Genomic DNA, 23,552 nt, shown 5'->3' with positions numbered 1-23,552 from the left:
CCGGCAGTGCCGGCCGCGGAAGCCTACCCAGTCGCAAAGACCCCGCCAAACGCTTTCGGGCCAAGCGCTGGCGACTTACGCAACCTTCTCCCTGGGGAGAGGGTGGCACGCGAAGCGTGCCGGGTGAGGGGTTGCGGACTCAACGGCTGATGCACGAACCCCTCACCCCAGCCCTCTCCCAAGGGAGAGGGAGTCCGGGTGCGGCATGGCTTCACGGCTTACCCTATCGCTTCGCAATGCTGATCGGGCGGACGGTGGCGCGCGCGGTGTCGATCAGCGTGGCGAGGAAGTCCGGATAGCTCACGCCGGCGGCCTGCATCATGCGGGGAACTTGCGACATCGCGGTCAGGCCGGGCATGGTGTTCACCTCGTTGATGACCGGAACCAGCCTGCCGCCTTCCGGGCGCAGGAAGAAATCCACGCGCAGCAGGCCGTTGCAGCCCAAGATGCGGAACGCCTGGATCGCCTGTTCGCTCAGCAGCGCCGCCACCGGCGGGTCGAGTTCGGCGGGAATTTTGAACACCACCGACTTGTCGTTGTATTTGGCGTCGTAATCGAAGAAGGCGGTCGAGCCCGGCAGCAGGATCTCCAAGGGCGGCCCCGCCACGACGCGCCCGTCCGGATATTCCACCACCGCCACGTCGACCTCGCGCCCAGGCACGGCTTCCTCGATCATGATCTTCGGGCCGCTGCGGCGGGCCAGTTCCAACGCCGCGTCCAGGCCAGCCCAATCATTGACCTTCGAGACCCCGACGCTCGATCCGCTGCGCGCCGGCTTCACGAAACACGGCAGGCCGAGCGCTTCGAGCGCGGCCCGGTCGATCGCCGCCCCGTCATCCTCGACCACGATGCCCTTGGCGACCGCCATCCCTTCGGCCGCGAGCAGGCGCTTGGTCTGCTGCTTGTCGATGCCGGCGGCGCTCGAGAACACCCCGCTGCCGACATAGGGGACGCCGATCAGTTCGCACAGCGCCTGCACGGTGCCGTCCTCGCCATAGGGGCCGTGCAGGACGGGAAACACCACGTCCAGCCGCTCCAGCGCCGCGATGGCCGCGCCCAGGCCCGGCCCCGCGCCGGCTCCCTCATCCGGGGTGCTGCGCAACAGCGCCCCGGCATCGGCGCCGCCATTCGAGGCGGCGTCATTGCCGACGATCCAGGCGCCCGCCTTGCTGATGCGGATCGGCGTGACCGCGAAACGGTTGCGATCCAGATGGTGTACCACGCTGGCCGCCGAGTTGCAGGACACCTCATATTCGTCGCTGGGGCCGCCGAAAAGGACGCCGACATGAATGCGGGCGCGTTCATTGGAAGACATTTAGGCTCGCTCCTGTTGTTGCGCAGCCGGGAGCTCGGCGCCGGACGCTGGCAAATATCGCCTGGGGACCCTCGATCCGATCCCGGTGAAAATCTCATGCGGATTGGTGCCCGCCCATTCGGCCCAGTCCGCCGCCGACGGTTCGCCGGCATCGCCGGGGCCGAACACCAGCACAGGGTCCCCGACCTCGACCGGAAGATCGCCGGCATCGACGACGAACTGATCCATGGAGATCACCCCGGCGACCGGGCACCGCGTGCCGTTGATCGAGACGGACGCCTTCCGCCCTGCGGCGCGCGGCACGCCGTCGGCGAAGCCGAGCGGGACGAGGGCGAGCGTGGTTTCCCGGTCGGTCCGGTAGGCCTGGCCATAGGAGACCCAGCTCCCGGCGGGGACGCGTTTGGCGAGGATGACCTGGGCCGTCAGCGCCATGGCCGGCCTGAGCCCGAAGCCCCGGCTCAAGGGCGGCACGCCGTAAAGCGCGATGCCGGCGCGCACCATGTCGAAGCGGGCCTGCGGGAGTTGCAGGAGGGCGGCGGAATTGGCCAGGTGGAGCAGGCGCGCGGAAAGCCCCGCCTCCCGCGCCGCCGCGACGGCATCGCCGAACTGCGCCAATTGGGCGCCGAGACGCGGATCGGTGAGATCTTCGGCGCAGCCGAGATGCGACCAGATCCCGGCGAGGTCGATCAGGCCGGCTTTGCCGAGGCCGGCGGCGGCCTCGATCAGCGCCGGCCAATGATCGGGCAGCGCGCCGCCGCGGCACATGCCGGTATCGACCTTCAAATGGACTTTGGCGGCTTGCCCGCACCGGCGCGCCGCATCGGCCACGCAGTGCAAATGCGCCATCGAGCCGACGGAGATGTCCACCCCGGCGGCGACCAATGCGGCAAGATCCTCATTCGGCGCGTAAAGCCACATCAGCACCGGCGCGCCGATGCCCGCGTTCCGAAGCGCCATCGCCTCGGCGGGCGAGGTGACGCCGAGCCAGGACGCGCCATTGCCCAGCGCGGCGCGCGCGATCTCGACGGCGCCATGGCCGAAGCCATTGGCCTTGATCACCGCCATCAATGCGGCACCGCCGGCAGTCCGGCTCAGCACTCTGGTATTATGGGCAATCGCCGCGAGATCGATGACGGCTTCGGTCCGGCTGCGCGGGGAAGCCGCGAGCCCGTGATCGCCGATGGAGGCGTTGCGCGCCGCATGGTCACTGCTCCGGCCGGGAGGGCCGGGATCTTGACGAAGCATGTCCATCCCCCGATGGCGCGAGTTCGCTTGCCGACGGAATCGGCCTCCTGCACAGGCCAATCGACAGTCGGAGGCGCTGCGAGAACCGCGCTCTCGCGATGGCGCTGCCGACCGGAATAAAGGAATATCCGCGTGTAGTTTGTGGGGGGGAAGGTTACAAAGCGATGCCAGAAACGGCGATGTCGTTACGGATGAAATAGGCGGCGGCGCCGAGGCTCAAGCGTCGGCCGCGATGATCTCGCCGCTCTCGGTGCAATCCGGCGAGGCGAGCCGCAGAATGAGCGGCGCGAGCGCTTCCGGCGGCTTCACGGTCGCCTTATCCTCGCCCGGATAGGCTTGGGCGCGCATGGCGGTGCGGGTTGGGCCGGGATCGATGAGGTTGACCTTGACCGGGGTGGTGGCGACTTCGGCGGCATAGGTTTTCACCAGCGCCTCCAGCCCGGCCTTCGACACCGCGTAAGGCCCCCAATAGGCGCGGATTTTCCAGGTGGCGCGCGAGGTGAAGAAGATCGCGCGCCCGGCGTCCGAGCGGCGGAGCAAGGGATCGACGGCGCGGATCAGCCGCCAATTGGCGGTGAGGTTGATGCGCAAGACCTCCTCCCAATCCTCGGTCGGGATGTGGCCGAGCGGGGAGAGCCGCCCGAGCATTCCCCCCGCCGCGACCAGCACGTCGAGCCGCTGCCAGCGCGCGTAAAGCGTGGGGCCGAGGGCGTCGACCTTGTCGCCATGCGAGAGGTTGAGTTTCATGATCGAGGCGCTGCCGCCGGCGGCGCGGATCTCGTCGTCGACCTCTTCCAGGCCGCCGGAGGTGCGCGCCGACAGGATGACATGGCAGCCCGCCTTGCCGAGCGCCACGGCCGCCGCGCGCCCGATGCCGCGCGAGGCGCCGGTGACGAGCGCGATGCGCTTATGTTCGGGGATGTCGTTCATGGCGCCTTGATAGCGGAAGCGCCGGCGTAATCAAAGCGGCAGATGGGAGCCGTGCGGTTCGCGGGCGCATCGGCAGGGAGGATGACCAGGTCTCTGCCTGCCCGTCGAGCCCTCGCGGTAGTCATTTTAGACGGAAACGTCAGGCGCGACCCATCCACTCCTGTCATTCCCGCGAAGGCGGGAATCCAGCCGCGTCCACGGCGGGCGCCTCAAGGATGCTGGATTCCCGCCTCCGCGGGAATGACGATACAAATGATCGGGCCCTAGTGAAACGGGCGCACTTCGACCGGCGCCCTGCAGGCGATGGCGGCCTTGCGCCCCCAGGCCAGCGCTTCGTCCAGGTTGGCCGCCTCCAGCACCCAAAAACCGCCAATATGCTCCTTGGACTCAATGTATGGCCCGTCGGTGACGAGCACCTTCCCACCGGGCTGTGCTCGCAGCGACTTCGCGCGGCTGACCGGTTGCAGACCGCCCACGAAGATCCTGACGCCGGCGGCGATCATCTCATCGTTGAGCAGGTCGATATCGCGTGCCATCGCTGCGTCCTCCGAGGCGAAAGGGTCGTAGTCGTCCGGGTGGTGAATGGCGACCAAATACTGGGTCATGGCGTCCTCCTGTCGGGATCTTCGGGCAGGGCCGGTTGCGCGGCTCTTACTATCCAGACGAACGGCCGGACCGCAATCCGACAAATCGGCGGCGAGTTTCCGGGGGGCATCAACGCCGGGCCTCGTGATCCGACTAATCCTCCCGCCCGGTGAATAGGTCGGCGTAATAGACGACCTGGATCAACATCAGCAGAGTCACCAGCCCGCAGATCAGCACGCTCAACTCCTCGGCGCGGCTGAGCTGTGGCCGGCGGGAGACGAAGAAGATCAGCGCGGCGCCGGAGGCGGCCGGATAGAGGGTGAGATTGGCGACGAACAGATAAAAGCGCCGCCGCACGCGCCGGGTCCGCCTGACGAAGCCTTCCCAGCCGAACAGTTCATGCGCGGGAAGGCCGGTGGCGGCGGCGAGGCGCGGGGCAAGGCTGGTGCGGATGTAGAGATTGCTCCGGCTGATCATCTCGTCATTGTAGTAATAGGCGTTCGAGATCACGAACAGCACCGGCGTCAGCACCAGATAGCCGATGTCGAACCCGGCCATGGTGAACAGCGTCGAAAACACGGCGCCGAAGACGATCAGGGCGATGTAGAGCAAATTCTCCCGGATGGTGATGCGCGCCCGCTGCTCGTCTTTCAGCTTCTCATATTCGAGCAGCAGGATGTCACGCAGCACGCTGGCTCGGTCGGGCGCCGCTTCCTCGATCATGGCGCGACATAGAGCTTCAAAGCTTTGCCGTCGAGGACCACGGCCTCGCGCCGCCGCTTGGAGGTGTCATCCGCGTCGAGCACGGCGGTCGAAACATTGAGCTTCGAGTTCTTCAAGATCGCGCCTTGCAGTGCCGAGGCGACCTTGCTGGCGGCTCGCAGCGGCAGCGTGTCGCCCCTGACCGCGCTCTGCACCGCGAGCAGCGGCAGATCCGTCGCCCGCGCCACCTGGGCGAGATCGCCCGACAGGCCGGTGAGCAGCATCCGCTCGACGGCGCCGTCCCCGGCGATGGTGCCGTTGAAGGTCAGCACATAGAGCGCGGGCACCACGCAGCCCTCGACCGGCAGATCGTTCTGCGACAGGATCCGGCAGGCGACCGCCAGGATGTCGATGCTCTTGCTGAGCGTCGCCGGGCGGCCGGCCATCGCGTCGCGGATCTGGCCGCGCCCCAGCCGGTCCCAGCCTTGCTGGTCCAGCAGTTGCAGGATCGACGGCCCCTTCGCCCCGCGCGCCATCTGCCATTCGGCGGTGCAGCCGTCGATGAAGGCTTTCTCCGGCAGGTTGCACGCCGCATAGATGGTCGCAAGGCCCGGCCAGACGTAGAACAGCCGCTGCCTGGAATGGGCGAGGAGCACATCGAGGCCGATCTCCCGGTCGAGCAGGGAATTGCCCATGAACCAGCTCAGCAACTCGTTCTTCGGGATCGAGGGCTGCGCGCGCTCCAACTCGCGGCTCAGCTCCCTGGTGTCGGTCAGGATGATGGCGGGCGTCGTGCGGCGGCCGAGATATTGCGCCGATTGCGCCTCCGGGCCCTCGGGCGGGGGGCGCTGATAAAGGATCCGGCCCTTCTTCTGCCGGGCGGCTTTCCGGTCCTGCTCCTGCTGATATTCGAGCGCGTCGAGGACGATGGCGGCATGGCCGGGAAGATCATCCATCCAGCCTTCGACGCGCATGATCTGCAAAACTTCGTCCGCCGATGCGCCGTGCAGCTTCTCGATGCGGCGCAGCATGTCGTTGAGTTCCCGGTCGTCCGCGTGTTCGGCCTTGAGGCCGAAGCTCATCACGCGGAAACCGCCGAACTTGTCGACGATGCCGGCCGCGACCAGCGCCTCGTAAATGCGCAAGGCGTCGAGCCGGGCGAAGAACGAGACGCGGACGCTGTTCGCCGGTTTGAAGGAGAAATTGCGGATGCCGTATTTCTTGAAAAGCTCGAACAGGTCGGCCTGGATCTCGCCGACATCGTGCATCTCGGCGTCGAGCACCATCGACACTTCGGTGACATCCGTCTTGCCGCGCGCCGCGCTTTTGCGAAACGCGCTCGCATTGACGAAATCGAGCGTCGCGAAGAACAGGGCGGCGGCGTGCCGTGTGGCCTTGAACTGCGATTGATCCATGCCGAGGCCGAGCGGCTTTTCATCCCCGCCGGCGTGGTTCTTGTTGTCGAGCGTATCGGAGATGCCGCGGATGACCGCCGCCTCGACCTTGAGCTCGCGGCAGGTGGACAGGAAGCCGTAGCCCTCCATTTCGATGGCGACCGCTTTGGGCGAACTCGCCTGCACCGAGCGGAAAAATTGCGAGCGCGAATTCGTCAGCACGGTTTCGCCCGCGATGATCGGCTCGAAATGCACGTTGATGCGCGCGTTGGAAACGTCGGGCAGCAGATATTGATGCCACAGATCGAGCAATTGCACGTTCTTGCAATGGTCGATGAAGGTGCTGGAGCAGACCTCCTGCTGCGGCCTGATCTGCGTGCGCTCGCTGACCTTGGTGCGGGCGATGTAGTCGACGCGGGGCGCGACCACGACGTCGAAGGGCTCGATCTTGTCCGGAAAGCCGCCCGCGCAGCCGATCAGCGCCACCAGATGCGGGTTGCATTCCGGCACCATCTGATAGAGCACGCGCGAGACTTCCAAATTCCCGGCGCCGGTCGGCGGCGCGATATAGAGGGCCCAGGTCTCCTTGATCTTCGCGCCGAGGCTGGTGGAGAAGATTTTGCGATTGCCCGTCATGTAGCTAACGCCGCTCGGCGCACTTTTCACATCAACATCATCGAAGAATGAAAGGATTGCCTTAGCTTCGACAGGCAAAACAGGAACAATGAGAGCGCGGCGCCGAGTCATTGAGGAAAACAATTCTTAGAGCGCAATGAGTATAAATCATAGCATCATATCGGATAAGCGTCTTTCGCTTTCACGCAGCCGAACGCCCCGCTATGTATGCTGTTTGGTGCTATAATTTTTCAATGCGAACACAAGCCAACGACGGCGATGTGCTCCGAGGTTTCCTCAGCGTCTCCCGCACCTTAGCGGCGCGACTCGGAACAAATTTGGGTTGCGGCGCTTTAAAGGCGTGATCCCTCGGCAGTCTCGGTAGCATCCCATGATTGTGCATAAACTCCTGACCGGCGCGCGTATTCTCATCGTGGAAGACGACGCCGTGCAGGCGCTGGACATTGCATCGGGACTGCTGGAAGCGGGCGCATCCATTATCGGACCCGCCGCGAGCCTTGACGAAGCGGCGCAGCTCATCACGGAGCAGCCCTGTACAGCGGCGGTGCTCGACCTGCGCGTCGGCAACCGCAACGCCACCTCTTTCGCGCAAGGGCTGCTGAGAAAGCGCATTCCGTTCATACTCTGCACCGGCTATCCGGACAGCGCCTTCTTCAGCTCGGAATCGGCCGGCTACAAGCTGGTGTCGAAGCCGGTCGAGATCGCTCTGGTCATTCGCGAGCTTGCCGCGCTGATTGATGCGGGCAACAGGGTCGGGCAAAGCCGCGCGCCGGGCTGATGCCGGGCTATTCGGTCAGGAAGACCAGGAAGGCCGCGACCGGCATCGCCAGTCCGAGGCACGCAGCATAGCTCCAGCCGCCTTGCGCATAGGCCCAGCCACCCAGCGCCGAGCCGAACCCGCCGCCGACGAAGAAGCACGCCGTATAAAGACCGTTAAGGCGGCCGCGCGCCTCCACTCCGAGCGAAAAGATCATCCGCTGTCCGACCGACATGTTCGCCGCCGTGCCGGAATCGATCAGGATCGCCGCCGCCACCAGCAAAGCCAGCGTCGCCGCTGAGCCCTCAGGCGCGATCAGCGTGATCGAGAAAGCGGCGGCAACGAGGAGGAGGGCGAACGCGGTCGTCGCGCGGCCGAAGCCGCGATCGGCCAGGCGCCCGCCGATCGGCGCGGCGATGGCGCCGCCGACGCCGGCGAGGGCAAACAGCCCGATGCCGGCCTGCGAGAGATGGAACGGGCCCGCCAGCAGCAAGGGTGTCGTGGTCCAGAACAGACTGAAGGCGGCGCCGTTGAGGCCATGGTACAGCCCGCGCCGCTGCAGCACCGGGGTTCTGGCCGCCAGATGGCCGAGTGAGGTCAGCAGGGCGAAATAGCCCAGCTTCGAGGCCGGCATGCGCGGCGGCAAGGCCCAGCGGACAAGGACGGCCAGAGCGACCATCAGCGCTGCGGACAGCAGGAACACCGCCTGCCAGGCAAAGAATTCAGCGATGAAGCTGGAGACCGGACGCGCCAGCATTACGCCGAGCAGCAGCCCGCTCATGACATTGCCGACCACCTGTCCGCGGATCGCATCCGGCGCGATATGGGCGGCATAGGGCACCAGGATTTGCGCCCCGACCGAGCCGAAGCCGATGAACAGCGCCGCGGCAAGGAACGGCAATGCGGCGGGCGCCAGCGCGGCCCCCAGCAAGGCCAGCGCGCAGACCGAGATCATGATCAGCACGAGGCGGCGGTTTTCGAAGAGATCGCAAAGCGGCACGATCAGCAGCAGGCCCGTGCCGTAGCCGATCTGCGTCAGGGTCACGATGAGGCCCGTCGCGTGCGGCGACATGCCGAGCGCGCTGCTGATCGGCCCGGCAAGCGGCTGGGCGTAATAGAGGTTGGCGACCAGCATGCCGCAGGCCGCCGCGAGAAGCAGGGTCGTCCATGGCGAAACCGCCCGCTCGTCGGACGGGGCTTCGGGAGTCGTGATGGTGGTCATGCTTTATGCTTTATCCAGAAAATGCCGGTGAGCGCGCCGGGACGGGTGCGCCGTGACGCGCAGATCTGCACCCGCGCCGGCGATGGGAAGGGAGGCATCGTGGCGCATGGCAGGCGGGTGGCGTGGCGCTGATTTGGACCGTCAATGCCAGCCGGTGGACAGCCCCAGCGCAGGGCACTATCGCCGGGCAGGGAAATGCGCTCAAGCTGTGGCACCGGATGGCCCCGACGCCCCGATCCGCGGACGCTCTGCTAAACGGCAAATGTTGCAGGGTGATTACTGCCTTGCGGTTGTAAATTACGGCTGTAATGGAGCGCCCCGCCACAGTGTCGTCGCCGTACCGTCGCTAATCGGCCATTGTGGCGCCGCTGTTGTCGTAACTAATGGCCTCTGCGCTCTGGGGGGCCAGTATGCTTAGACCATCACACCTTGCTGCGATGCTCGGTTTGTGCATTTGGTGCGGTTGCGGGGCGGCCGCGCTCGCGCAGGAAGCCGACCGCGTGGCGAGCATCTACGCCTATGGGCGCAACAAGATCGGCCTTTTGCGCTATTGCCGCGATCAGGGGCTTCTCGGTCAGATCACGGCGGAACGCGCGATCGATACCATCGAGACCGGCCTTCGCCGCATCGCTGACCGGCATGGCCTCGTCTGGCTGAAGCGCGACCGGTCGGAAACGCTCGGAGAGGCCGGTATCTGGGACGGGGAGGGCCAGCGCGACCTCGCCAGCGTCGCCGATGTCATGCAGACCACGCCCGCCGGCCTGTGCAAGGACCTGGCTGCCTCGACCAAGACGCTGCAGCCGTCGCCGGCCACGAAACCGGCCGTCGCGGAAACGCCCGCGCCTCTGCCTGCGCCCGCGCCTTTGCCTGCCCCCGCCGCCGCGCCAAGCCCGGCGGCCGCCGGTCACGCGACGACGTCGGCGCATGCGGCCAATCCTGCCCCACGGCAGGGCGCCGAGACGACGAATACCAGCAGTTTCTGGTCGAATTTCACCTCGCCGTTCGAGGTCAACAAATGGCGCTACAACCGCCGCGACCGGCCCTGGAGTCCGTGACGGGGGGCGAGCGTCCGGATTTCACCGCGGAAAGACGTCGTAGCGTCGAAGGACAGTCTTCGTTCGCCTGCGCGAGAGAACCGCGCGGCGCTGCCTAAGATATCCGTAACCAATTTTAATTAAATTCCATAAGTCGCCCGTCATGGCGCGTTCTGAGCTTGATTTTCTTCCAATTTCTTTAATCATGTTCGACGGATTGCGCCGGTGGCCGAGGATCCAAATAGAGGCGATGGGCCTCCACGCAAGTTTGAGGAGCGTGGGGAGGGCGCAGCCAAACGCCCGCCGGATCCGCCGAAGGACACCTCACCACCGAAACCGCCAAAGCCACCACAACGGAAACCTCCGCCCCCGCCGCCATGGCCGCCGCGCCTCCAACATGGCGGCACAAGGATCGTGATGGTTGCAAGCTTCGTTGGAGGCATCGCCTTGAGCCAGGCGGTCTCCCATCTGGTGCCACCGCCGCTCGGGCAGGCGCTCCAGCAAGTCATCAAGGTTCTGCGCGAGGAGGAAATGCGCGCTTTGGAGGCTGAGCGAGCCAGACGCGCAGGGCGGCAGCAGCAGTCCCGGGCCAATCCCGTCACCGACACATTGTGCGAAGCCGTTGTTGAAAAGGTGGTCAATGCAATCGTCGACCGTACCATCGAGACGATCGAGGGACGCATCCGTAACCTGCGCGGCGCCGAGCCCACGGATTGCGAGGCCGCCGACCCCTGTCCTCCCTTGCGGGATGAGCCGCCCTATCAGGCGCGTTACGACTCACCCTGGAGGGAGCACCGTGAGGCCCAATGAGCCCCGTGTTCCCGCTCCGCTCAGCCCGCGCCGCGCATTACCGAGGCGCCTTCAGATCTCTCGGTTCCGCATATCCGGCGTCATTATAGGTGGGATAGGCGCGCTCGTCATAGGTGCGCCAGCCTTGAGTTTCCCCGTTGCGCTTGGCGCAGAAATATTCTCGATCGCGCAACAGCTCGAAAAAGGCGACCCAGGCCTGCACGATCGGAATCTCGTCGAGGCAGCGCCCGTCGATTTTCAGCACGGCGGCATCGCTAGGCGCTATCGAGCGCATGGCGGCGGCAGATAGAGCCGGCGCGGCGTCAACCGGCGCGGGGCCGGCGAGGCCAATTCCCATTCCGAAAAGGGCGACAGCAAGTGCCTGTTTGATCAACGCGCCGACCTCCTGGTTGCGAGTCCATGGCAAATGCAACCGATTCGGGAGCGCTGTAAACAGATCTGCGATGGGCTGCTGAGCGCGGACGCCCAACAGCCCTTCGCTGCCCGGCCACATGGGGACGGCGGACCGCCCGACCGGCATACGAGCTTTATGCGACAGGGAGACGAACCGGCCTAGCGCTGCAGCGCCGCGACGGCCCGAAGATTTGGCGTCCCCGCCGCGATTCGAACGCGGGACCTGCAGCTTAGGAGGCTGCCGCTCTATCCTGCTGAGCTACGGGAACTTGGGTGTCGTGCCACAGGTGTACTTGGCGCGGCCGGACGAGGTCAAGCCTCGTGCCGCCGGGCAACGCCTCCGCAATCGCCCGTACGTAGCGGGCACGAGGGTTTCGCGCCGGCGCGTCTGCTATAAGCGGAGGAGATCAAAACAGGAACGGATGTCCGGCGGTGCAATTTTCTTCTGGAGCCACAAGCCATTCCCGCGCGTCTGGCCGAAGACGGTTCGACGCGTTCGCCGGGGCCGCCTTGGCGTTATTGTTGAGTTTGACGGCCGGCCGAGCCTTCGCCCTGTGCCAGGGCGAGGATGGCGGCGGCGGGCTGGTCACCGAGATCAGCGAAGGCGACACCCTGATTCTCGAGGACGGCCGGGCGGTGCGCCCGACCGGCATCATTGGGCCCAAACGCGCGCGGGGCGGCCCCTCCTCGGAGGCGCGGCTCGCCATGGAGACGGCGATGTCCGGCCTGGTGCTCGGCAAGAAAATCGCCTTGCGGCTCGACCAGCGCAAGCGCGACCGCTATGGCCGGATGCTTGCCCAGGTGATGATCCTCGGCGACGGTGCGCCCGTCTGGTTGCAGGGCAAGCTCGTCGAGGCGGGGCTTGCCAGGGTGATTTCATTTCCCGAGAACCGGCTCTGCGTCGCCGAACTGCTGGCCAAGGAGGAGGAATCGCGCGCCGCCCAGCGCGGGCTGTGGAAATCGGGCTTCTTCGCCGTACGGCAGGCGCAGGCGCAGGATGTGCTGGCGACGCTCGCCCAGAGTTACGAGATTGTCGAGGGCCGGGTCAGCACGGTGAAGGAGAGCCGGGGCCGCACCTACATCAATTTCGGCCAGGACTGGCGCCAGGACTTCACCGTCTTCATCTCGGAGAAAAGCGCCGGCGCCTTCGCCGGCACCGGCACGGAGGCCCCGGAGCGCGAGCTGAAACCGGCGGAGCTGACCGGCCGGCGCGTCCGCGTCAGAGGCTGGATCAAGAATTTCAACGGCCCCTCGATCAGCGTCAGCCATCCCGAGCAGATCGAGATCCTGGACAGCGTGGCGGCGATCCGGTAGCCGGCGTCAGATCAGCAGCAGGATGACGACGATGAGGAAAATCACCACGATGATCATCGCCTCGCGCTGATTGTCCGCCCATTTCTCGAAAACCGGCGGCGCGTCGACGCTTTCGCTGATCATCGAGACGAAGAACAAGAGACCGAGCACGCCGAGCACATAGAGGCCGATCGGGTAGTTGACGCAATTGCACGAAATGGACTCCACCCACATCAGCCCGAGAATAGTGCCGGCGGTGAGGAAGATGACAAAGGCCAGAAAGCCCAGGGCGATGATCAGGGCGAAGCGCGCGACATCGGTCGTGTTCGGATTCATGGCGCCCTCTCGACTTTCCGCCAGACTAGCAAATACAGACGATTTGTCTGAATTTGTAGCGACTGCAGTTAAGATTCGGTTGCCATGTCCTGCACTGCCGCCGTCGCTCCGCCAGGGAGCCGGGATCGCGGCGGCATTCGGAGGGCTGACCGGCGCTAGTCGGCCTTCCATTTGATCGAGCAGCCGATCGACGGCGTCTGTTCGCGCGGTCCTTCGCCGGTCCGTGCGACCAGCGACATCGCCTCGAACAATTCCCGCCGCGCGCCCGGCACCGGATTGCGCCCGCTGCTATCGAGCCGGCCGCGATATTGCAACTCCAGCGCCCCGTTGAAGCCGAAGAAATCCGGCGTGCAGACGGCGCCGTAGGCGCGCGCCGTCTCCTGGCTCTCGTCGTAGAGATAGGGGAAGGGCAAGCGGTTTTCGGCGGCGAACAGCGCCATCTTGGCGAAGGAATCGTCGGGATAGGCGACCGCGTCATTGGCGCTGATCGCGACGCTGCGCACGCCGACGGCGTCCAGCGCCGCCGCGTCACGGACGATGCGGTCGATGACGCCGCGCACATAGGGGCAGTGATTGCAGATGAACATCACCAGCGTGCCGTTGGCGCCTCTGATATCGGCGAGGCCATAGCTCTTGCCGTCGGTCGCGGGCAGGCGGAAATCGGGCGCCTTCCAGCCGAAATCGCAATTCGCCGCCGTCGTCGCCATCAGCCACTCCTGTCGCTCGCCGCACCTGCGGCCGCATGGATGATAAGGGTGAGCCGGACGGCGCTCAAGCCGCAAAGCAGACGCTTAAGCAAAATCGAAAAAGCCATTGACGTCCGCGGTCTTCCTTTGTCATAATTTCTGATCAGCTCACGGAGGTCTAAGAAAATGATCCCGCCGAAGCAGGTTATGCCGTCTTGAAGCGCGTGTTCGACTGCGCGCGCGGGCGAGGCGGCCCAAGCAGACAATCCACGAATTTCAACGGCTCTGGCGCCGCGAGCGGGTTTTCAAAGGCTCTATTCGCGGGTGCGAGCCGTAATCTCCGGATCGACCGGTGAGGGCGCCGCTGGGAAAAGCGTCGACTGAAAGGAACCGTGCTGTAACGGGTGATCGCGACAGGAGGATCTTCGTTCAGTCACCTTCGTTCAACGACCTGGAATCGTAACGCGTCCCGCTCTGCTTGAGAGCAGACCCAAAGGCCCTCTGGAATGACCCAAGACCTCGCTGGCGCCCGCGCCGGCGAGGTTTTTCGCTGTGAACGGGGAGGGGTGCGGGGCGCCCCCGGTCCGGACTCAGCGTCTGTTCACCATCGGAAGCGAATAAACGGGAACGGTTCGGCAAGCGCGGCGCCGGTTGCGCCGGACGAGGGGAGGGATTCGATGAGGGCAATCCGCATTCGGCACGGCATCGCCATGGCGCTGCTTGCAGCCGCAGCCGCCACAGCGGCGCCCGTCCCGGCCGGGGCCGCCCCCCGCTATCTCTGGCTCGAGGGCAACGCCGCCCCGGCTTCCGCCGCCGCCACCCTCGCCGGCCGCATCGCGCCGCCTCCCGGGTTCGAGCGCCTTCCCGCCGAGCCCGGCAGCTTCGCCGAATGGCTGCGCAATCTGCCGCTGCGCCCGCCGGAGACGCCGGTCCGCCTCTATGACGGCCGCCTGAAATGGTCGCAGGACAGGCACGCCGCCGTCATCGACATCGACACCGGCACGCGCAATCTGCAGCAATGCGCCGACGCCATCATGCGGCTGCGGGCCGAATTCCTGCTGGCCAGCGGACGCGCCTGCGACATCGCCTTCAACGACAGCAATGGCAAGCGCCTCGCCTATCGTGGCGCGGCCGCCGACCGCAAGGCGTTCCAGCGCTATATGATTCAGGTGTTCAGCTATGCCGGCACCTATTCGCTGGAGCGCGAAATGCGCCGCGTCCCCCTCGCCGAGATGCGGATCGGCGACGTCTTCATCAAAGGCGGCTTCCCCGGCCACGCGGTGCTGGTCGGCGACATGGCGGCGAACCCCGCGACCGGCGAGCGCCGTTTCCTGCTGATCCAGAGCTACATGCCCGCGCAGGACATGCATGTTCTGAAGAACCCGAAAGGGGAGGGCGGCACGCCATGGTACCCGGTGCCGGCGGCTTCGGCCGAACTGATCACGCCGGAATGGATCTTCCCGCCGGCCCATCTGCGCCGCTTCAAGGAGTGATCCGGGGCGGGCACGATCGCGCGAAAGTCTCCAGTTCGGCCAGGATCGCCTGCCCGGCTTCGTCGTCGCCCGGGCCCTCGAGCCTCTTGTCCAGCACTTTTCGCGCGGCGGCCAGATGCGCCCGCATCATCGGCAGCCGGTCCGGCCCGAATTCGTCGCCGGCCGTGCGCCAATAGGCGCAGAAGCTCTGGCCGACGCGGCCGAGCAGCGGATAGCCGAACAAGGCGGCCTGTCCCTGGAGATCGTGAAACAGCCGGTAGACCTCCTTGGCAAGATCGGCCGGCGCGCCGGATGCGCTATCGACGGCGGCGCCGAGCAGATCCAGTTCATCCATGGTCTGCTGCAGCCAGATGCGCTTCAGCGCCTCCAGCCCTTCGATCGCATTACTATGCTCAGGAATCATATCCTGGACTCAACTCTCCGGCCGCCGGGAACCTCTTTTGGGCCGGCAGCCCAACCTGGCACTTGCCCACGGCTCCCCATTGGGGGGCGGCAAGCCATGCGCGGGCGCCTCTGCCCACGCAACCAGCAACTGTGCCTGCCGCACGCTAATGTCCGGTTACGGAATTGCGTCAATTGCCATCGATCGCAGGTTGTGAGGGCCCAGCCGCGGGCAAATAATCGGCAAGGCGCGGCGCCCGCGCAGATCAGTATTACCCCTTGGAGGGCCGTCCCAAACCGCGCCGGAAGCCTTAATCCGGCTCGTTTTTCCCCAGCATAATCGAGGAAATCGCGGCAAGAACGGACCGTCCCGGTCCGCGCGCTTACCAACTGTTGACATCGGGGCTTCGCAGCCGCTGGCCCGGTTGCTATATATGAGCGGCATATATGTTGTGAAAGGCGTTCCATTTTGGCTGCTTGGCTCGCAATTTTCGCCCTCATCGTCGCCGCCATAGCGCTGGTCGTTTCGAACGATGTCGGCAGCATTGCGGGGATCCCGAACGAGTCCTTCGCGCAGCTCGTCGCCGCCGTCGCCATCCTGATCTTCCTGGGCGGAGCGGTCGCCTCCTCCTATCGCGGCCGGACGCTGCAGGCGGTGAAGCATCTGGCGAGCTGGGCGGCGATGCTGTTCTTCCTCGTCGGCGTCTATGCCTATCGCGGCGAGCTGGCCCTCGTCGCCGACCGGGTCATGGGCGAGCTTGCCCCGCATGGCAGCCAGATCAACGTCACCGGCAGCACCGGCGCGGCGCATGCCGTGCGCATCAAGCGCGGCTGGAGCGGCCATTTCGTCGCCACCGCCGAGATCAAGGAAAAGCGCATCGAGATGATCGTCGACACCGGCGCCTCGACGGTCGTGCTGCGCCATGAGGACGCCAAGCGCCTCGGCATCGACACCAAGAAGCTGCGCTACACCGTGCCGGTGCAGACGGCCAATGGTTCGTCCTATGCCGCCCGTGTCGAATTGGACACGATCATGATCGGAAATGTCGGCATCAAACGCGTCGAAGCCCTGATTGCCAAGCCCGGCAGCCTGCACCAGAGCCTGCTTGGTATGACTTTCTTAAGCCGTTTGCGATCATATGAATTCGCAGGCGACTATTTGGAATTGCGGGGCTGAGGGACATGAGCCGCGGGCTGGGGCCCAGGGCGCATGAGCGTTTGAGGAGCATGGCGCATGGCATTCCGGGGCGGGATGCGGCGCGCTGCGAACGAGGCCGGCTTGTGGCTCCTGTTCGCGGCGGCAGCGATCGTTAGTTTCACCTATTTCGAGGATGTGTACCGGGTCTTGGAGCAGAATTGGCCCAAGCTTCATGCCAGCGTGGCGCCGGAATGGAAGACCGGGATCGAGCCGGGCGGAACGACGCAATCCGTCGCCAGCCGCGAGCCGGAGACCACGGCCAGCGCGCCGCAGAACATTCCCGAGCTGCGCGCCTCGGTCACCGAGCTGGACACGCTGATCGACCGCACCACCCGCACCGGCCGCAAGGTCACGCTGACGGCCAATCTCTACGGCCATTACATCGTCCAGGCCGAGATCAACCGCGCCAAGGTCGAGCTGCTGACCGACACCGGCGCGACCTATGTCGCGCTGAATTACGAGACCGCCGTGCAGCTCGGCTTCCGCGAAAGCAATCTGCGCTTCACCAGCCGCTCTTCGACCGCCAACGGCATCGCCCGCGTCGCGCCGGTCAATCTCGACTATGTCCGCATCGGCAGCATCGTGCTGCATGACGTCAAGGCGGTGGTGGCCGAGCCGGGCAAGATGACCCAGAATCTGCTCGGCATGAGCTTCATCAACCGCCTTTCAGGTTTTGAGCTGAGCGGCGGCAGGCTGAACATGGTGCAGCACACGGCGCCCTGACACCGCCCGGCCGGCATCAATGCGCCGCGGAATGTGGCAATCAACGCTGGCCATTGGCCGGGCGACCCGATATCGGGATAAGTCAGGACATTTGGCCGGGAGCCGCGCAGCTCTCGGCACGCCATTTTTTGCGCCCTCAAGGACGACCATGTTTCCGACGCCTCGCACCGACCTCAGGCCCAACACCGCCGATTTCGAGCGCCTGCCCTTCATCAAGCCGACCGGCTTTCGCGAATATGACGCGCGCTGGCTGTTCCCGCAGGAGATCAACCTGATGGGGATGCAGGCGATCGGCATGGGCCTTGCCACCCTGATGCGCCGCCGGGGCGTGCCGGTCCGCATCGTCACCGGCCATGATTTCCGTGCTTATTCCGGCGCGATCAAGCAGGCGCTGATGACGGGGATGCTGGCGGGCGGCGCGGACGTCTTCGACATCGGCCTGGCGCTCTCGCCGATGGCCTATTTCGCCCAGTTCGCGCTTGAGGTCGAGGGCGTGGCGATGGTGACGGCCAGCCACAATGACAATGGCTGGACCGGCATCAAGATGGGCATGCAGCGGCCGATGACCTTCGGCCCCGACGATATGAGCGAGCTGAAGGCCATCGTGCTCGGCGGCGATTTCGAGGCGAAGGGCGGCGGCTCATACCATTTCGCGCACGAGCTTTCGGACCGCTATCTGGCCGACCTGACCAACCGGGCGCCCCTGACGCGCAAGCTGAAAGTCGTCGCCGCTTGCGGCAACGGCACGGCGGGGGCCTTCGCGCCGCAGGTGCTGGAGGCGGCGGGCTGCGAGGTGATCCCGCTCGATTGCGCGCTGGACTACAATTTCCCCAATTACAATCCGAACCCGGAAGCCATGGCGATGCTGCACGCGCTGCGCGACGCCGTGCTCGAACAGGGCGCCGATGTGGGCCTTGCCTTCGACGGCGACGGCGACCGCTGCGGCGTCGTCGACAATGAGGGCCGCGAGATCTTCGCCGACCGCGTCGGCGTCATGCTCGCCCGCGATATTTCCAGCCTCATCCCGAACGCCAAATTCGTCGTCGACGTCAAGTCGACCGGCCTGTTCCTGACCGATCCGGTCCTCCTCGCCAATGGCGCGACGACCGACTATTGGAAGACCGGCCATTCTTACATTAAGCGCTACAGCCATGAGAACGGCGCGACCGTCGGCTTCGAGAAATCGGGGCATTTCTTCTTCAACCCGCCGCTCGGGCGCGGTTATGACGACGGCCTGATCGCAGCCTTCGCCGTGCTCGATATGATGGACCGCAGCCCCGGCAAGACGCTCGCCGAGCTGGAGCGGGACCTGCCGAAAACCTGGCAGACGCCGACCATGTCGCCCCATTGCGCCGATGAGGTCAAATATGGCGTGGTCGACCGCGTCATCGCCCATTTCACCGGCCTCGCCCGGGTCGGCGGCCGCCTCGCCGGCCAGCCGATTCGCGATCTCGTCACGGTCAACGGCATCCGCGTCGTGCTGGAGGACGGCACCTGGGGGCTGGTGCGGGCCTCCTCGAACAAGCCGGAGCTGGTGGTGGTCGCCGAAAGCCCGACCTCGGAGGCGAATATGCGGGCCATCTTCGCTGAAATCGACGGACATCTGGCGACCTATCCCGAGATCGGCGCCTATAATCAGAAGATCTAAAGGGGCGACAATCATCCCGCGAATGAGCGTAAACACTTTCCACTCGCCGCAATTCGCCCTAAAAAGCAAAGTTACGTCCACATTGCGCAGGCGGCGCCACCTCACGACCCCGGGTCCCTAAAGCCAAATGGTTTGGCAAGACATCCTCATTGTCCTCTTCATGATCGTGCTCAACGGCTTTTTCGCGATGTCGGAGCTTGCGGTCGTGTCGTCGCGGCGTGGCAGGCTGCAGCAATATGCGTTGGAATCACGGCGCGGCGCGGCCTCGGCGCTGATCCTCGCCGAAGATCCCGCCGGCTTCCTCGCCGTGGTGCAGATCGGCATCACCCTGATCGCCATCCTCGCCGGCGCCTATGGCGAGGCGGCGCTCGCCGATCCGCTCGCCAAAGTTTTGGAGCCGCTGCCCTATGTCGGCCCGCATGCCAGCGCCGTATCCACCGCCATCGTCATCGTCTCGCTGACCTATGTCTCGCTGATCATCGGCGAGCTGGTGCCGAAGCGCCTCGCCCTGCGCAATCCGGAACCCGTCGCCTGCTTCGTCGCGCCGCTGATGCTGTTTCTGTCGCGCGCCGCGCTGCCCGCCGTCTGGCTCTTGCGCCGGACCACCGACCTGGTGCTGCGCCTGTTCAGCCCGCCCGCGCTCGACGATCCCCGCGTCACCGAAGAAGAGGTGAAGACGCTGATCGCCGAAGGCACCGAGGCGGGCGTGTTCGAGCCGGCCGAGCGCGAGATGCTGGAAGGCGTGCTGCGCGTCGCCGACCGCTCGGTGCGCTCGATCATGACGGCGCGGCCCGACGTCGTCTGGCTCGATCTCGACGAGAGCATCGACCGCGTGCTGGAGACCATCGCCACCAGCGGCCATTCGCGCTTCCCCGTCGCCCAGCAGGAGGCCGACAACATCATCGGCGTCGTCCACTCCAAGGACCTGTTGCAGCTGACGCGGCAGGGCGGCGTCATCGACCTGAAGAAGGTGGTGCGCGACCCGGTCTATGTGCATGAGGGCACGCCGGTGCTCAAATTGCTGGATAGCTTCCGCGCCTCGACCGTGCATATGGCCGTCGTGCTGGACGAGCACGGCACGGTGCAGGGCATCGTCACGCCGACCGACATCCTGGTCGCCATCGCCGGCGATTTGCCCGAGCGCGAGGGCGACGACGAGCCCAATGCCGTGCAGCGCGCCGACGGCTCCTGGCTGCTCGACGGGCAGATGCCGGTCTATGAGGTCGAGCGCACGCTGTCGGTCCGGGGCCTCAGCGCGCATGAGGACGAATATACGACGCTGGCCGGTTTCGTGCTGTCGCAACTCGGCCATATCCCCGTGCCGGGCGAGACCTTCGACTGGGGCGACTGGCGCTTCGAAGTCGTCGATCTCGACGGCCGGCGCATCGACAAGGTGCTGGCGATGGCGCGGCCCGGATCGTCCGTCCGCCGGCCGCGAGGCGGGCTGTAAGGCAAAAATCGAGCTAGGGAGTTTTCGGATGAGCAAAGTTGCATGGATCGGCCTCGGCGTCATGGGCTTCCCCATGGCCGGCCATCTCCGCACCAAGGGCGGCCACGAGCTGACCGTCTATAACCGCACCCGCGCCAAGGCGGATGAGTGGGTGGCCAAGTTCGGCGGCAAGGCGGCCGCCACCCCGGCCGAGGCGGCGGCGGATGCCGAATTCGTGTTCTCCTGCGTCGGCAATGACGACGATCTGCGCGCGGTGACGACCGGCCCCGGCGGCGCCTTTGAGACGCTGCGCGCGGGCGCTGTCTTCATCGACAACACCACCGCCTCCGCCGATGTCGCCCGCGAGCTTTACGCGGCGGCCAAGGCGAAGGGCGCCGGCTTCCTCGACGCGCCGGTGTCGGGCGGGCAGGCCGGCGCGGAGAACGGCGCGCTGACGGTGATGGTCGGCGGCGACGCCGATGTCTACGCCAAGGCCGAGCCGGTGATCGCGCCCTATGCCAAGGCGACCAAGCTGCTCGGGCCGGCCGGCTCGGGGCAATTGACCAAGATGGTGAACCAGATCTGCATCGCCGGGCTGGTCGAGGGGCTGGCCGAGGGCATCCACTTCGCGCAGAAGGCCGGCCTCGACGTCGCCGCCGTGATCGACACGATTTCCAAGGGCGCGGCGCAGAGCTGGCAGATGGAAAACCGCTGGAAGACCATGAACGAAGGCAAGTTCGATTTCGGCTTCGCCGTCGACTGGATGCGCAAGGATCTGTCGATCTGCCTCGACGAGGCCCGCCGCAACGGCGCCAGTCTGCCGGTCAGCGCGCTGGTGGATCAGTTCTATTCCGAAGTCCAGAAGATGGGTGGCAACCGCTGGGACACCTCCAGCCTGATCGCGCGGCTGAACCGGGAATAAGACGGCGAGGCGGCATCGGTGCGGACGCACCGACCCCGCCGCAGCCAAGCTCCCTCTCCCATCGGAGACCTTCGCGTATCGAAGGTCCTCTCCCCGTCGTCCCGGACGGCCGTCAGGCCGAGCCGGGACCCAATCCTATTTCCGCTATTGCTGCGGCAAGTGGAGAGGCGGGTGGGCCCCGACTCTAACGGCCGGGGCGAAGGAATCGAAGTTTTGCAAAGGTCTTCATGGGGAGAGGGGCAGGGTGAGGGGTTCGTGCCTCACGGCTGACTCAAAAACCCCTCACCCGGCACGCTGACGCGCGCCACCCTCTCCCCATGGGAGAGGGGAAGGCTGCGGCGCATTCGGGCGCTGAGTATGATCGCGGCCCTTTGGTTAATGCCGTTCGATGCGATCACGCGCCGATGACGTCCATGCCCAGCTCTGACAACAGCTCGCCGCTTGCTGCGTCTGGGGCGACCGGCGGGCGATCAGCTCCGCGCCGCCTCGCGGACGGCGCTGCGGCTCAGGCTGATGATCTGGGCGAGGATGGAGACGGCGATTTCGGCGGGCGTCTCCGCGCCGATGGCGAGACCGGCGGGAGCGCGCAGGCGGGCGAGCGCCGTTTCGTCCATGCCGCCGGCCAGCAGCCGCGCACGCATCGCCCGGACCTTGGCCGGACTGCCGACGAAAGCCACGTAAGGCGCGGATGTCGCCAGCGCGGCGCTGAGTCCGGCAAAATCCCCCGAGCCTTGCGTCGCGACGACGATGAAGCCGTGGCGGAGGCCGGGCTGATCCGCCAGCGCCTCGGCATTGGCCTGCGCCTTGACGATGTGGAAGCTCAGCGGCCCGGCCAGATCCGCCAGCGCCTGCGCAACATAGCTGCCGCCGATGATGACCAGCGGGCGCTTCGGGATGACCGGCTCGATGAAAATATCGGCGCTGCCCTTGCTCGGGCAATGGCTGGCGTAAAGCGGCACGCCGTCCGCGTCCCGCTCCGCCCCCACGGCCTCCTTCGGCCGCACGCGGATCAGCCTCGGCGCGCCCGCCGCGATGGCCTCCCGCGCCGCCTTCAGCACCGCGCCGCGCACGCAGCCGCCGCCCAGCCAGCCGATGATCTCCGCCTCCGCCGTGACGATGGCTTTCGCCCCGCTCTTGGCCGCCGTCGCGCCCTCGGTGCGCACGATGGTGGCGCGGACATAGGGCGCGGCGCCGTCCCAGTTCCGGCAAAAGCTCTCGACGCTTTCATTCGGGTCGATGCTCATAGCCGCGCCAGCTCCGCTTCGAGGACCGTCAGGCTCTCCAGATTATGCGCCGGCGCGAACAGGTCGATATGCGGCAGCGCGGCCAGCATCCCCGCCGCGCGCGGCTCGTAGGACGCCCGCCCGAGCAGCGGATTGAGCCAGACCAGGCGCTTCGCCCGCCGCTTCAGCCGCGCCAGCTCCGCGCCGAGGCGTTCGGCCGGGCCGGTGTCGAAACCGTCGCTGATGATGATCGCGAGGGTGTTGGGCGTTGCGAAGCTGGTGGCGTAATGCGTATTGAACTCGGCCAGCGCGGCGCCGATGCGCGTGCCGCCGGACCAGCCCTGGCTGATCAGCGCGAGTTTCTCCATCATCCTTTGCGGGTTGATCTTGCCGAGCGCGCCGGTGATGTGGACGAGGCGCGTGTGGAAGATGAAGGCCTCGGCCTTGGCGAAATTGGCGGTCAGCGCATAGACGAAGCGGGTGAAGAACAAGGAGTAATTGTCCATCGAGCCGGAGACGTCGACGAAAACCAGGATGCGCACGGGCTTCAACTTGCGGCGGCTGCGGAACCATTTGATCGGCAGGCCGCCGGTCGAGACCGAGCGCTGAAAGATCCGCCGCAGCAGCAGCTTCTCGCCCCGGCGCCCAGCGCGCCGCCTGCGCGAGAGGCGGTAGCGGATGCGCTCGGCCCAGTCGCGGGCGAGGTGGTGAAGCTGGCGGATTTCCTCGGGGTCGGTGATCTGGCCGAAATCCGCCTTGGCGAGGCTTTCGCCGCGCGATGCGCCTGCCGCCCGGCCCTCGCCGCCGATGGTCCCGGCGGCGTCGCCTTCGCAGCCCCAGTCGAAATAATCCGCGAGCGTGCCGCGCCCGCCGCTTCCCTGCCTGTCAGCGCCCGAAACGGTGGCCGCCCCGCCCGCCGATGAGCGCACCACCGTCCGCCGGTAGCGGGCCTCGCCGAGCCAGAAGGCGTCGAATAGCTCGTCGAAGCGCCGCCATTCGCGTTCGCGCGAGGTGAACAGCGGGCGCAGCGTCCGGCGGACCTGATCGGCATCCAGCGCATCGACCACGCCGAGCGCGCGAAAGGCATCGGCGACTTCGGTCACGCCGACGGGCAGGTCGTTGTCGCGGAGCAGGCGCGCGAAGCGGACCATCCGTGTCTGCAAAGCCGGGATCGTGCCGATGTCTTCCATCCCGGAC

23 protein-coding genes and 1 tRNA gene are annotated in these 23,552 nt (G+C 66.2%); 10 read left to right on the top strand and 14 right to left on the bottom strand.

Annotated features, from left to right (window positions below; translation table 11 throughout):
* Positions 1 to 223: 223 nt before the first annotated feature.
* The 6 genes from BLEFHOIH_RS15570 to BLEFHOIH_RS15545 all read right to left on the bottom strand — a co-directional run bounded on the left by BLEFHOIH_RS15570 (position 224) and on the right by BLEFHOIH_RS15545 (position 6,918).
* On the bottom strand, positions 224 to 1,315 hold the full coding sequence (locus BLEFHOIH_RS15570) for a D-alanine--D-alanine ligase family protein (protein ID WP_088346944.1): 1,092 nt from the start codon (positions 1,313 to 1,315) through the stop codon (positions 224 to 226).
* Positions 1,316 to 2,560 (bottom strand): alanine racemase, encoded by a 1,245-nt coding sequence (gene alr, locus BLEFHOIH_RS15565; RefSeq protein ID WP_088346948.1) that lies wholly within the window; start codon positions 2,558 to 2,560, stop codon positions 1,316 to 1,318.
* A gap of 216 nt (positions 2,561 to 2,776) precedes the next feature.
* Positions 2,777 to 3,490 carry an SDR family NAD(P)-dependent oxidoreductase gene (locus BLEFHOIH_RS15560; protein ID WP_088346943.1) on the bottom strand — a complete coding sequence of 238 codons (714 nt, stop codon included), beginning with the start codon at positions 3,488 to 3,490 and terminating at the stop codon, positions 2,777 to 2,779.
* Between the two features lie 263 nt (positions 3,491 to 3,753).
* A complete protein-coding gene (locus BLEFHOIH_RS15555; protein ID WP_088346942.1) occupies positions 3,754 to 4,095 on the bottom strand; it encodes a YciI family protein in 342 nt (113 codons plus the stop codon).
* A gap of 133 nt (positions 4,096 to 4,228) precedes the next feature.
* Positions 4,229 to 4,798 (bottom strand): hypothetical protein, encoded by a 570-nt coding sequence (locus BLEFHOIH_RS15550; RefSeq protein WP_088346941.1) that lies wholly within the window; start codon positions 4,796 to 4,798, stop codon positions 4,229 to 4,231.
* Entirely contained in the window at positions 4,795 to 6,918 is a 2,124-nt protein-coding gene (locus BLEFHOIH_RS15545) for a hypothetical protein (RefSeq protein WP_088346940.1), read from the bottom strand. The genes BLEFHOIH_RS15550 and BLEFHOIH_RS15545 overlap by 4 nt, the downstream gene beginning before the upstream one ends.
* A 301-nt stretch (positions 6,919 to 7,219) precedes the next feature.
* Between BLEFHOIH_RS15545 and BLEFHOIH_RS15540 the strand changes: the two genes are divergently transcribed.
* Positions 7,220 to 7,585: a hypothetical protein gene (locus BLEFHOIH_RS15540; RefSeq protein ID WP_170937183.1), complete on the top strand. Its 366-nt coding sequence runs from the start codon at positions 7,220 to 7,222 to the stop codon at positions 7,583 to 7,585.
* A 7-nt stretch (positions 7,586 to 7,592) separates the two neighbouring features.
* On the opposite strand, the gene BLEFHOIH_RS15535 is transcribed toward BLEFHOIH_RS15540, so the two are convergent.
* On the bottom strand, positions 7,593 to 8,786 hold the full coding sequence (locus tag BLEFHOIH_RS15535) for an MFS transporter (RefSeq protein ID WP_088346938.1): 1,194 nt from the start codon (positions 8,784 to 8,786) through the stop codon (positions 7,593 to 7,595).
* Between the two features lie 500 nt (positions 8,787 to 9,286).
* Between BLEFHOIH_RS15535 and BLEFHOIH_RS27535 the strand changes: the two genes are divergently transcribed.
* Positions 9,287 to 9,841 (top strand): hypothetical protein, encoded by a 555-nt coding sequence (locus tag BLEFHOIH_RS27535; RefSeq protein WP_125461732.1) that lies wholly within the window; start codon positions 9,287 to 9,289, stop codon positions 9,839 to 9,841.
* 396 nt (positions 9,842 to 10,237) lie between these two features.
* The gene (locus BLEFHOIH_RS15525; protein ID WP_088346936.1) at positions 10,238 to 10,630 is read left to right on the top strand and encodes a hypothetical protein; all 393 of its coding nucleotides are present in this window, start codon (positions 10,238 to 10,240) and stop codon (positions 10,628 to 10,630) included.
* 37 nt (positions 10,631 to 10,667) lie between these two features.
* Here the strand turns inward: BLEFHOIH_RS15525 and BLEFHOIH_RS15520 are convergent, their stop codons facing one another.
* Both BLEFHOIH_RS15520 and BLEFHOIH_RS15515 read right to left on the bottom strand, forming a co-directional pair.
* Positions 10,668 to 11,099 carry a hypothetical protein gene (locus BLEFHOIH_RS15520; RefSeq protein WP_125461729.1) on the bottom strand — a complete coding sequence of 144 codons (432 nt, stop codon included), beginning with the start codon at positions 11,097 to 11,099 and terminating at the stop codon, positions 10,668 to 10,670.
* A gap of 116 nt (positions 11,100 to 11,215) precedes the next feature.
* Positions 11,216 to 11,292: transfer RNA gene (locus BLEFHOIH_RS15515), tRNA-Arg, on the bottom strand.
* Between the two features lie 253 nt (positions 11,293 to 11,545).
* On the opposite strand from BLEFHOIH_RS15515, the gene BLEFHOIH_RS15510 reads away from it, so the two are divergent.
* The gene (locus tag BLEFHOIH_RS15510; RefSeq protein WP_125461728.1) at positions 11,546 to 12,337 is read left to right on the top strand and encodes a thermonuclease family protein; all 792 of its coding nucleotides are present in this window, start codon (positions 11,546 to 11,548) and stop codon (positions 12,335 to 12,337) included.
* A 6-nt stretch (positions 12,338 to 12,343) separates the two neighbouring features.
* Here the strand turns inward: BLEFHOIH_RS15510 and BLEFHOIH_RS15505 are convergent, their stop codons facing one another.
* Both BLEFHOIH_RS15505 and BLEFHOIH_RS15500 read right to left on the bottom strand, forming a co-directional pair.
* Complete coding sequence (locus BLEFHOIH_RS15505; RefSeq protein WP_088346933.1) at positions 12,344 to 12,652, bottom strand: hypothetical protein; 309 nt, start codon at positions 12,650 to 12,652, stop codon at positions 12,344 to 12,346.
* A gap of 155 nt (positions 12,653 to 12,807) precedes the next feature.
* A complete protein-coding gene (locus BLEFHOIH_RS15500) occupies positions 12,808 to 13,359 on the bottom strand; it encodes a thioredoxin family protein (protein ID WP_088346932.1) in 552 nt (183 codons plus the stop codon).
* 656 nt (positions 13,360 to 14,015) lie between these two features.
* Between BLEFHOIH_RS15500 and BLEFHOIH_RS15490 the strand changes: the two genes are divergently transcribed.
* Positions 14,016 to 14,831, top strand: a complete 816-nt coding sequence (locus tag BLEFHOIH_RS15490; RefSeq protein WP_245297031.1) for a DUF4846 domain-containing protein — start codon at positions 14,016 to 14,018, stop codon at positions 14,829 to 14,831.
* On the opposite strand, the gene BLEFHOIH_RS15485 is transcribed toward BLEFHOIH_RS15490, so the two are convergent.
* On the bottom strand, positions 14,821 to 15,234 hold the full coding sequence (locus tag BLEFHOIH_RS15485; RefSeq protein WP_088346929.1) for an Hpt domain-containing protein: 414 nt from the start codon (positions 15,232 to 15,234) through the stop codon (positions 14,821 to 14,823). The two genes, BLEFHOIH_RS15490 and BLEFHOIH_RS15485, sit on opposite strands and share 11 nt — an antisense overlap.
* A 447-nt stretch (positions 15,235 to 15,681) precedes the next feature.
* Between BLEFHOIH_RS15485 and BLEFHOIH_RS15480 the strand changes: the two genes are divergently transcribed.
* The 5 genes from BLEFHOIH_RS15480 (at position 15,682) to BLEFHOIH_RS15460 (ending at position 21,132) form a co-directional block, all read left to right on the top strand.
* Positions 15,682 to 16,389 (top strand): TIGR02281 family clan AA aspartic protease, encoded by a 708-nt coding sequence (locus tag BLEFHOIH_RS15480; protein WP_088346928.1) that lies wholly within the window; start codon positions 15,682 to 15,684, stop codon positions 16,387 to 16,389.
* Positions 16,390 to 16,446: 57 nt separating this feature from the next.
* Complete coding sequence (locus BLEFHOIH_RS15475; RefSeq protein WP_088346927.1) at positions 16,447 to 17,133, top strand: TIGR02281 family clan AA aspartic protease; 687 nt, start codon at positions 16,447 to 16,449, stop codon at positions 17,131 to 17,133.
* A 148-nt stretch (positions 17,134 to 17,281) separates the two neighbouring features.
* On the top strand, positions 17,282 to 18,781 hold the full coding sequence (locus BLEFHOIH_RS15470; protein WP_088346926.1) for a phosphomannomutase/phosphoglucomutase: 1,500 nt from the start codon (positions 17,282 to 17,284) through the stop codon (positions 18,779 to 18,781).
* 127 nt (positions 18,782 to 18,908) lie between these two features.
* Entirely contained in the window at positions 18,909 to 20,231 is a 1,323-nt protein-coding gene (locus tag BLEFHOIH_RS15465; protein ID WP_088346925.1) for a hemolysin family protein, read from the top strand.
* Entirely contained in the window at positions 20,149 to 21,132 is a 984-nt protein-coding gene (locus BLEFHOIH_RS15460; RefSeq protein ID WP_280950641.1) for an NAD(P)-dependent oxidoreductase, read from the top strand. The genes BLEFHOIH_RS15465 and BLEFHOIH_RS15460 overlap by 83 nt, the downstream gene beginning before the upstream one ends.
* 470 nt (positions 21,133 to 21,602) lie before the next feature.
* On the opposite strand, the gene BLEFHOIH_RS15455 is transcribed toward BLEFHOIH_RS15460, so the two are convergent.
* Complete coding sequence (locus tag BLEFHOIH_RS15455; RefSeq protein ID WP_088346923.1) at positions 21,603 to 22,376, bottom strand: XdhC/CoxI family protein; 774 nt, start codon at positions 22,374 to 22,376, stop codon at positions 21,603 to 21,605.
* Positions 22,373 to 23,545: a VWA domain-containing protein gene (locus tag BLEFHOIH_RS15450; RefSeq protein WP_125461727.1), complete on the bottom strand. Its 1,173-nt coding sequence runs from the start codon at positions 23,543 to 23,545 to the stop codon at positions 22,373 to 22,375. Before BLEFHOIH_RS15450 ends, BLEFHOIH_RS15455 begins: the two co-directional genes overlap by 4 nt.
* Positions 23,546 to 23,552 lie beyond the last annotated feature (7 nt).

Source organism: Rhodomicrobium sp. R_RK_3, assembly GCF_002198715.1.
Classification (GTDB): Bacteria; Pseudomonadota; Alphaproteobacteria; order Rhizobiales; family Rhodomicrobiaceae; genus R-RK-3.
This window is presented reverse-complemented; position numbering and strand designations above follow the sequence as displayed.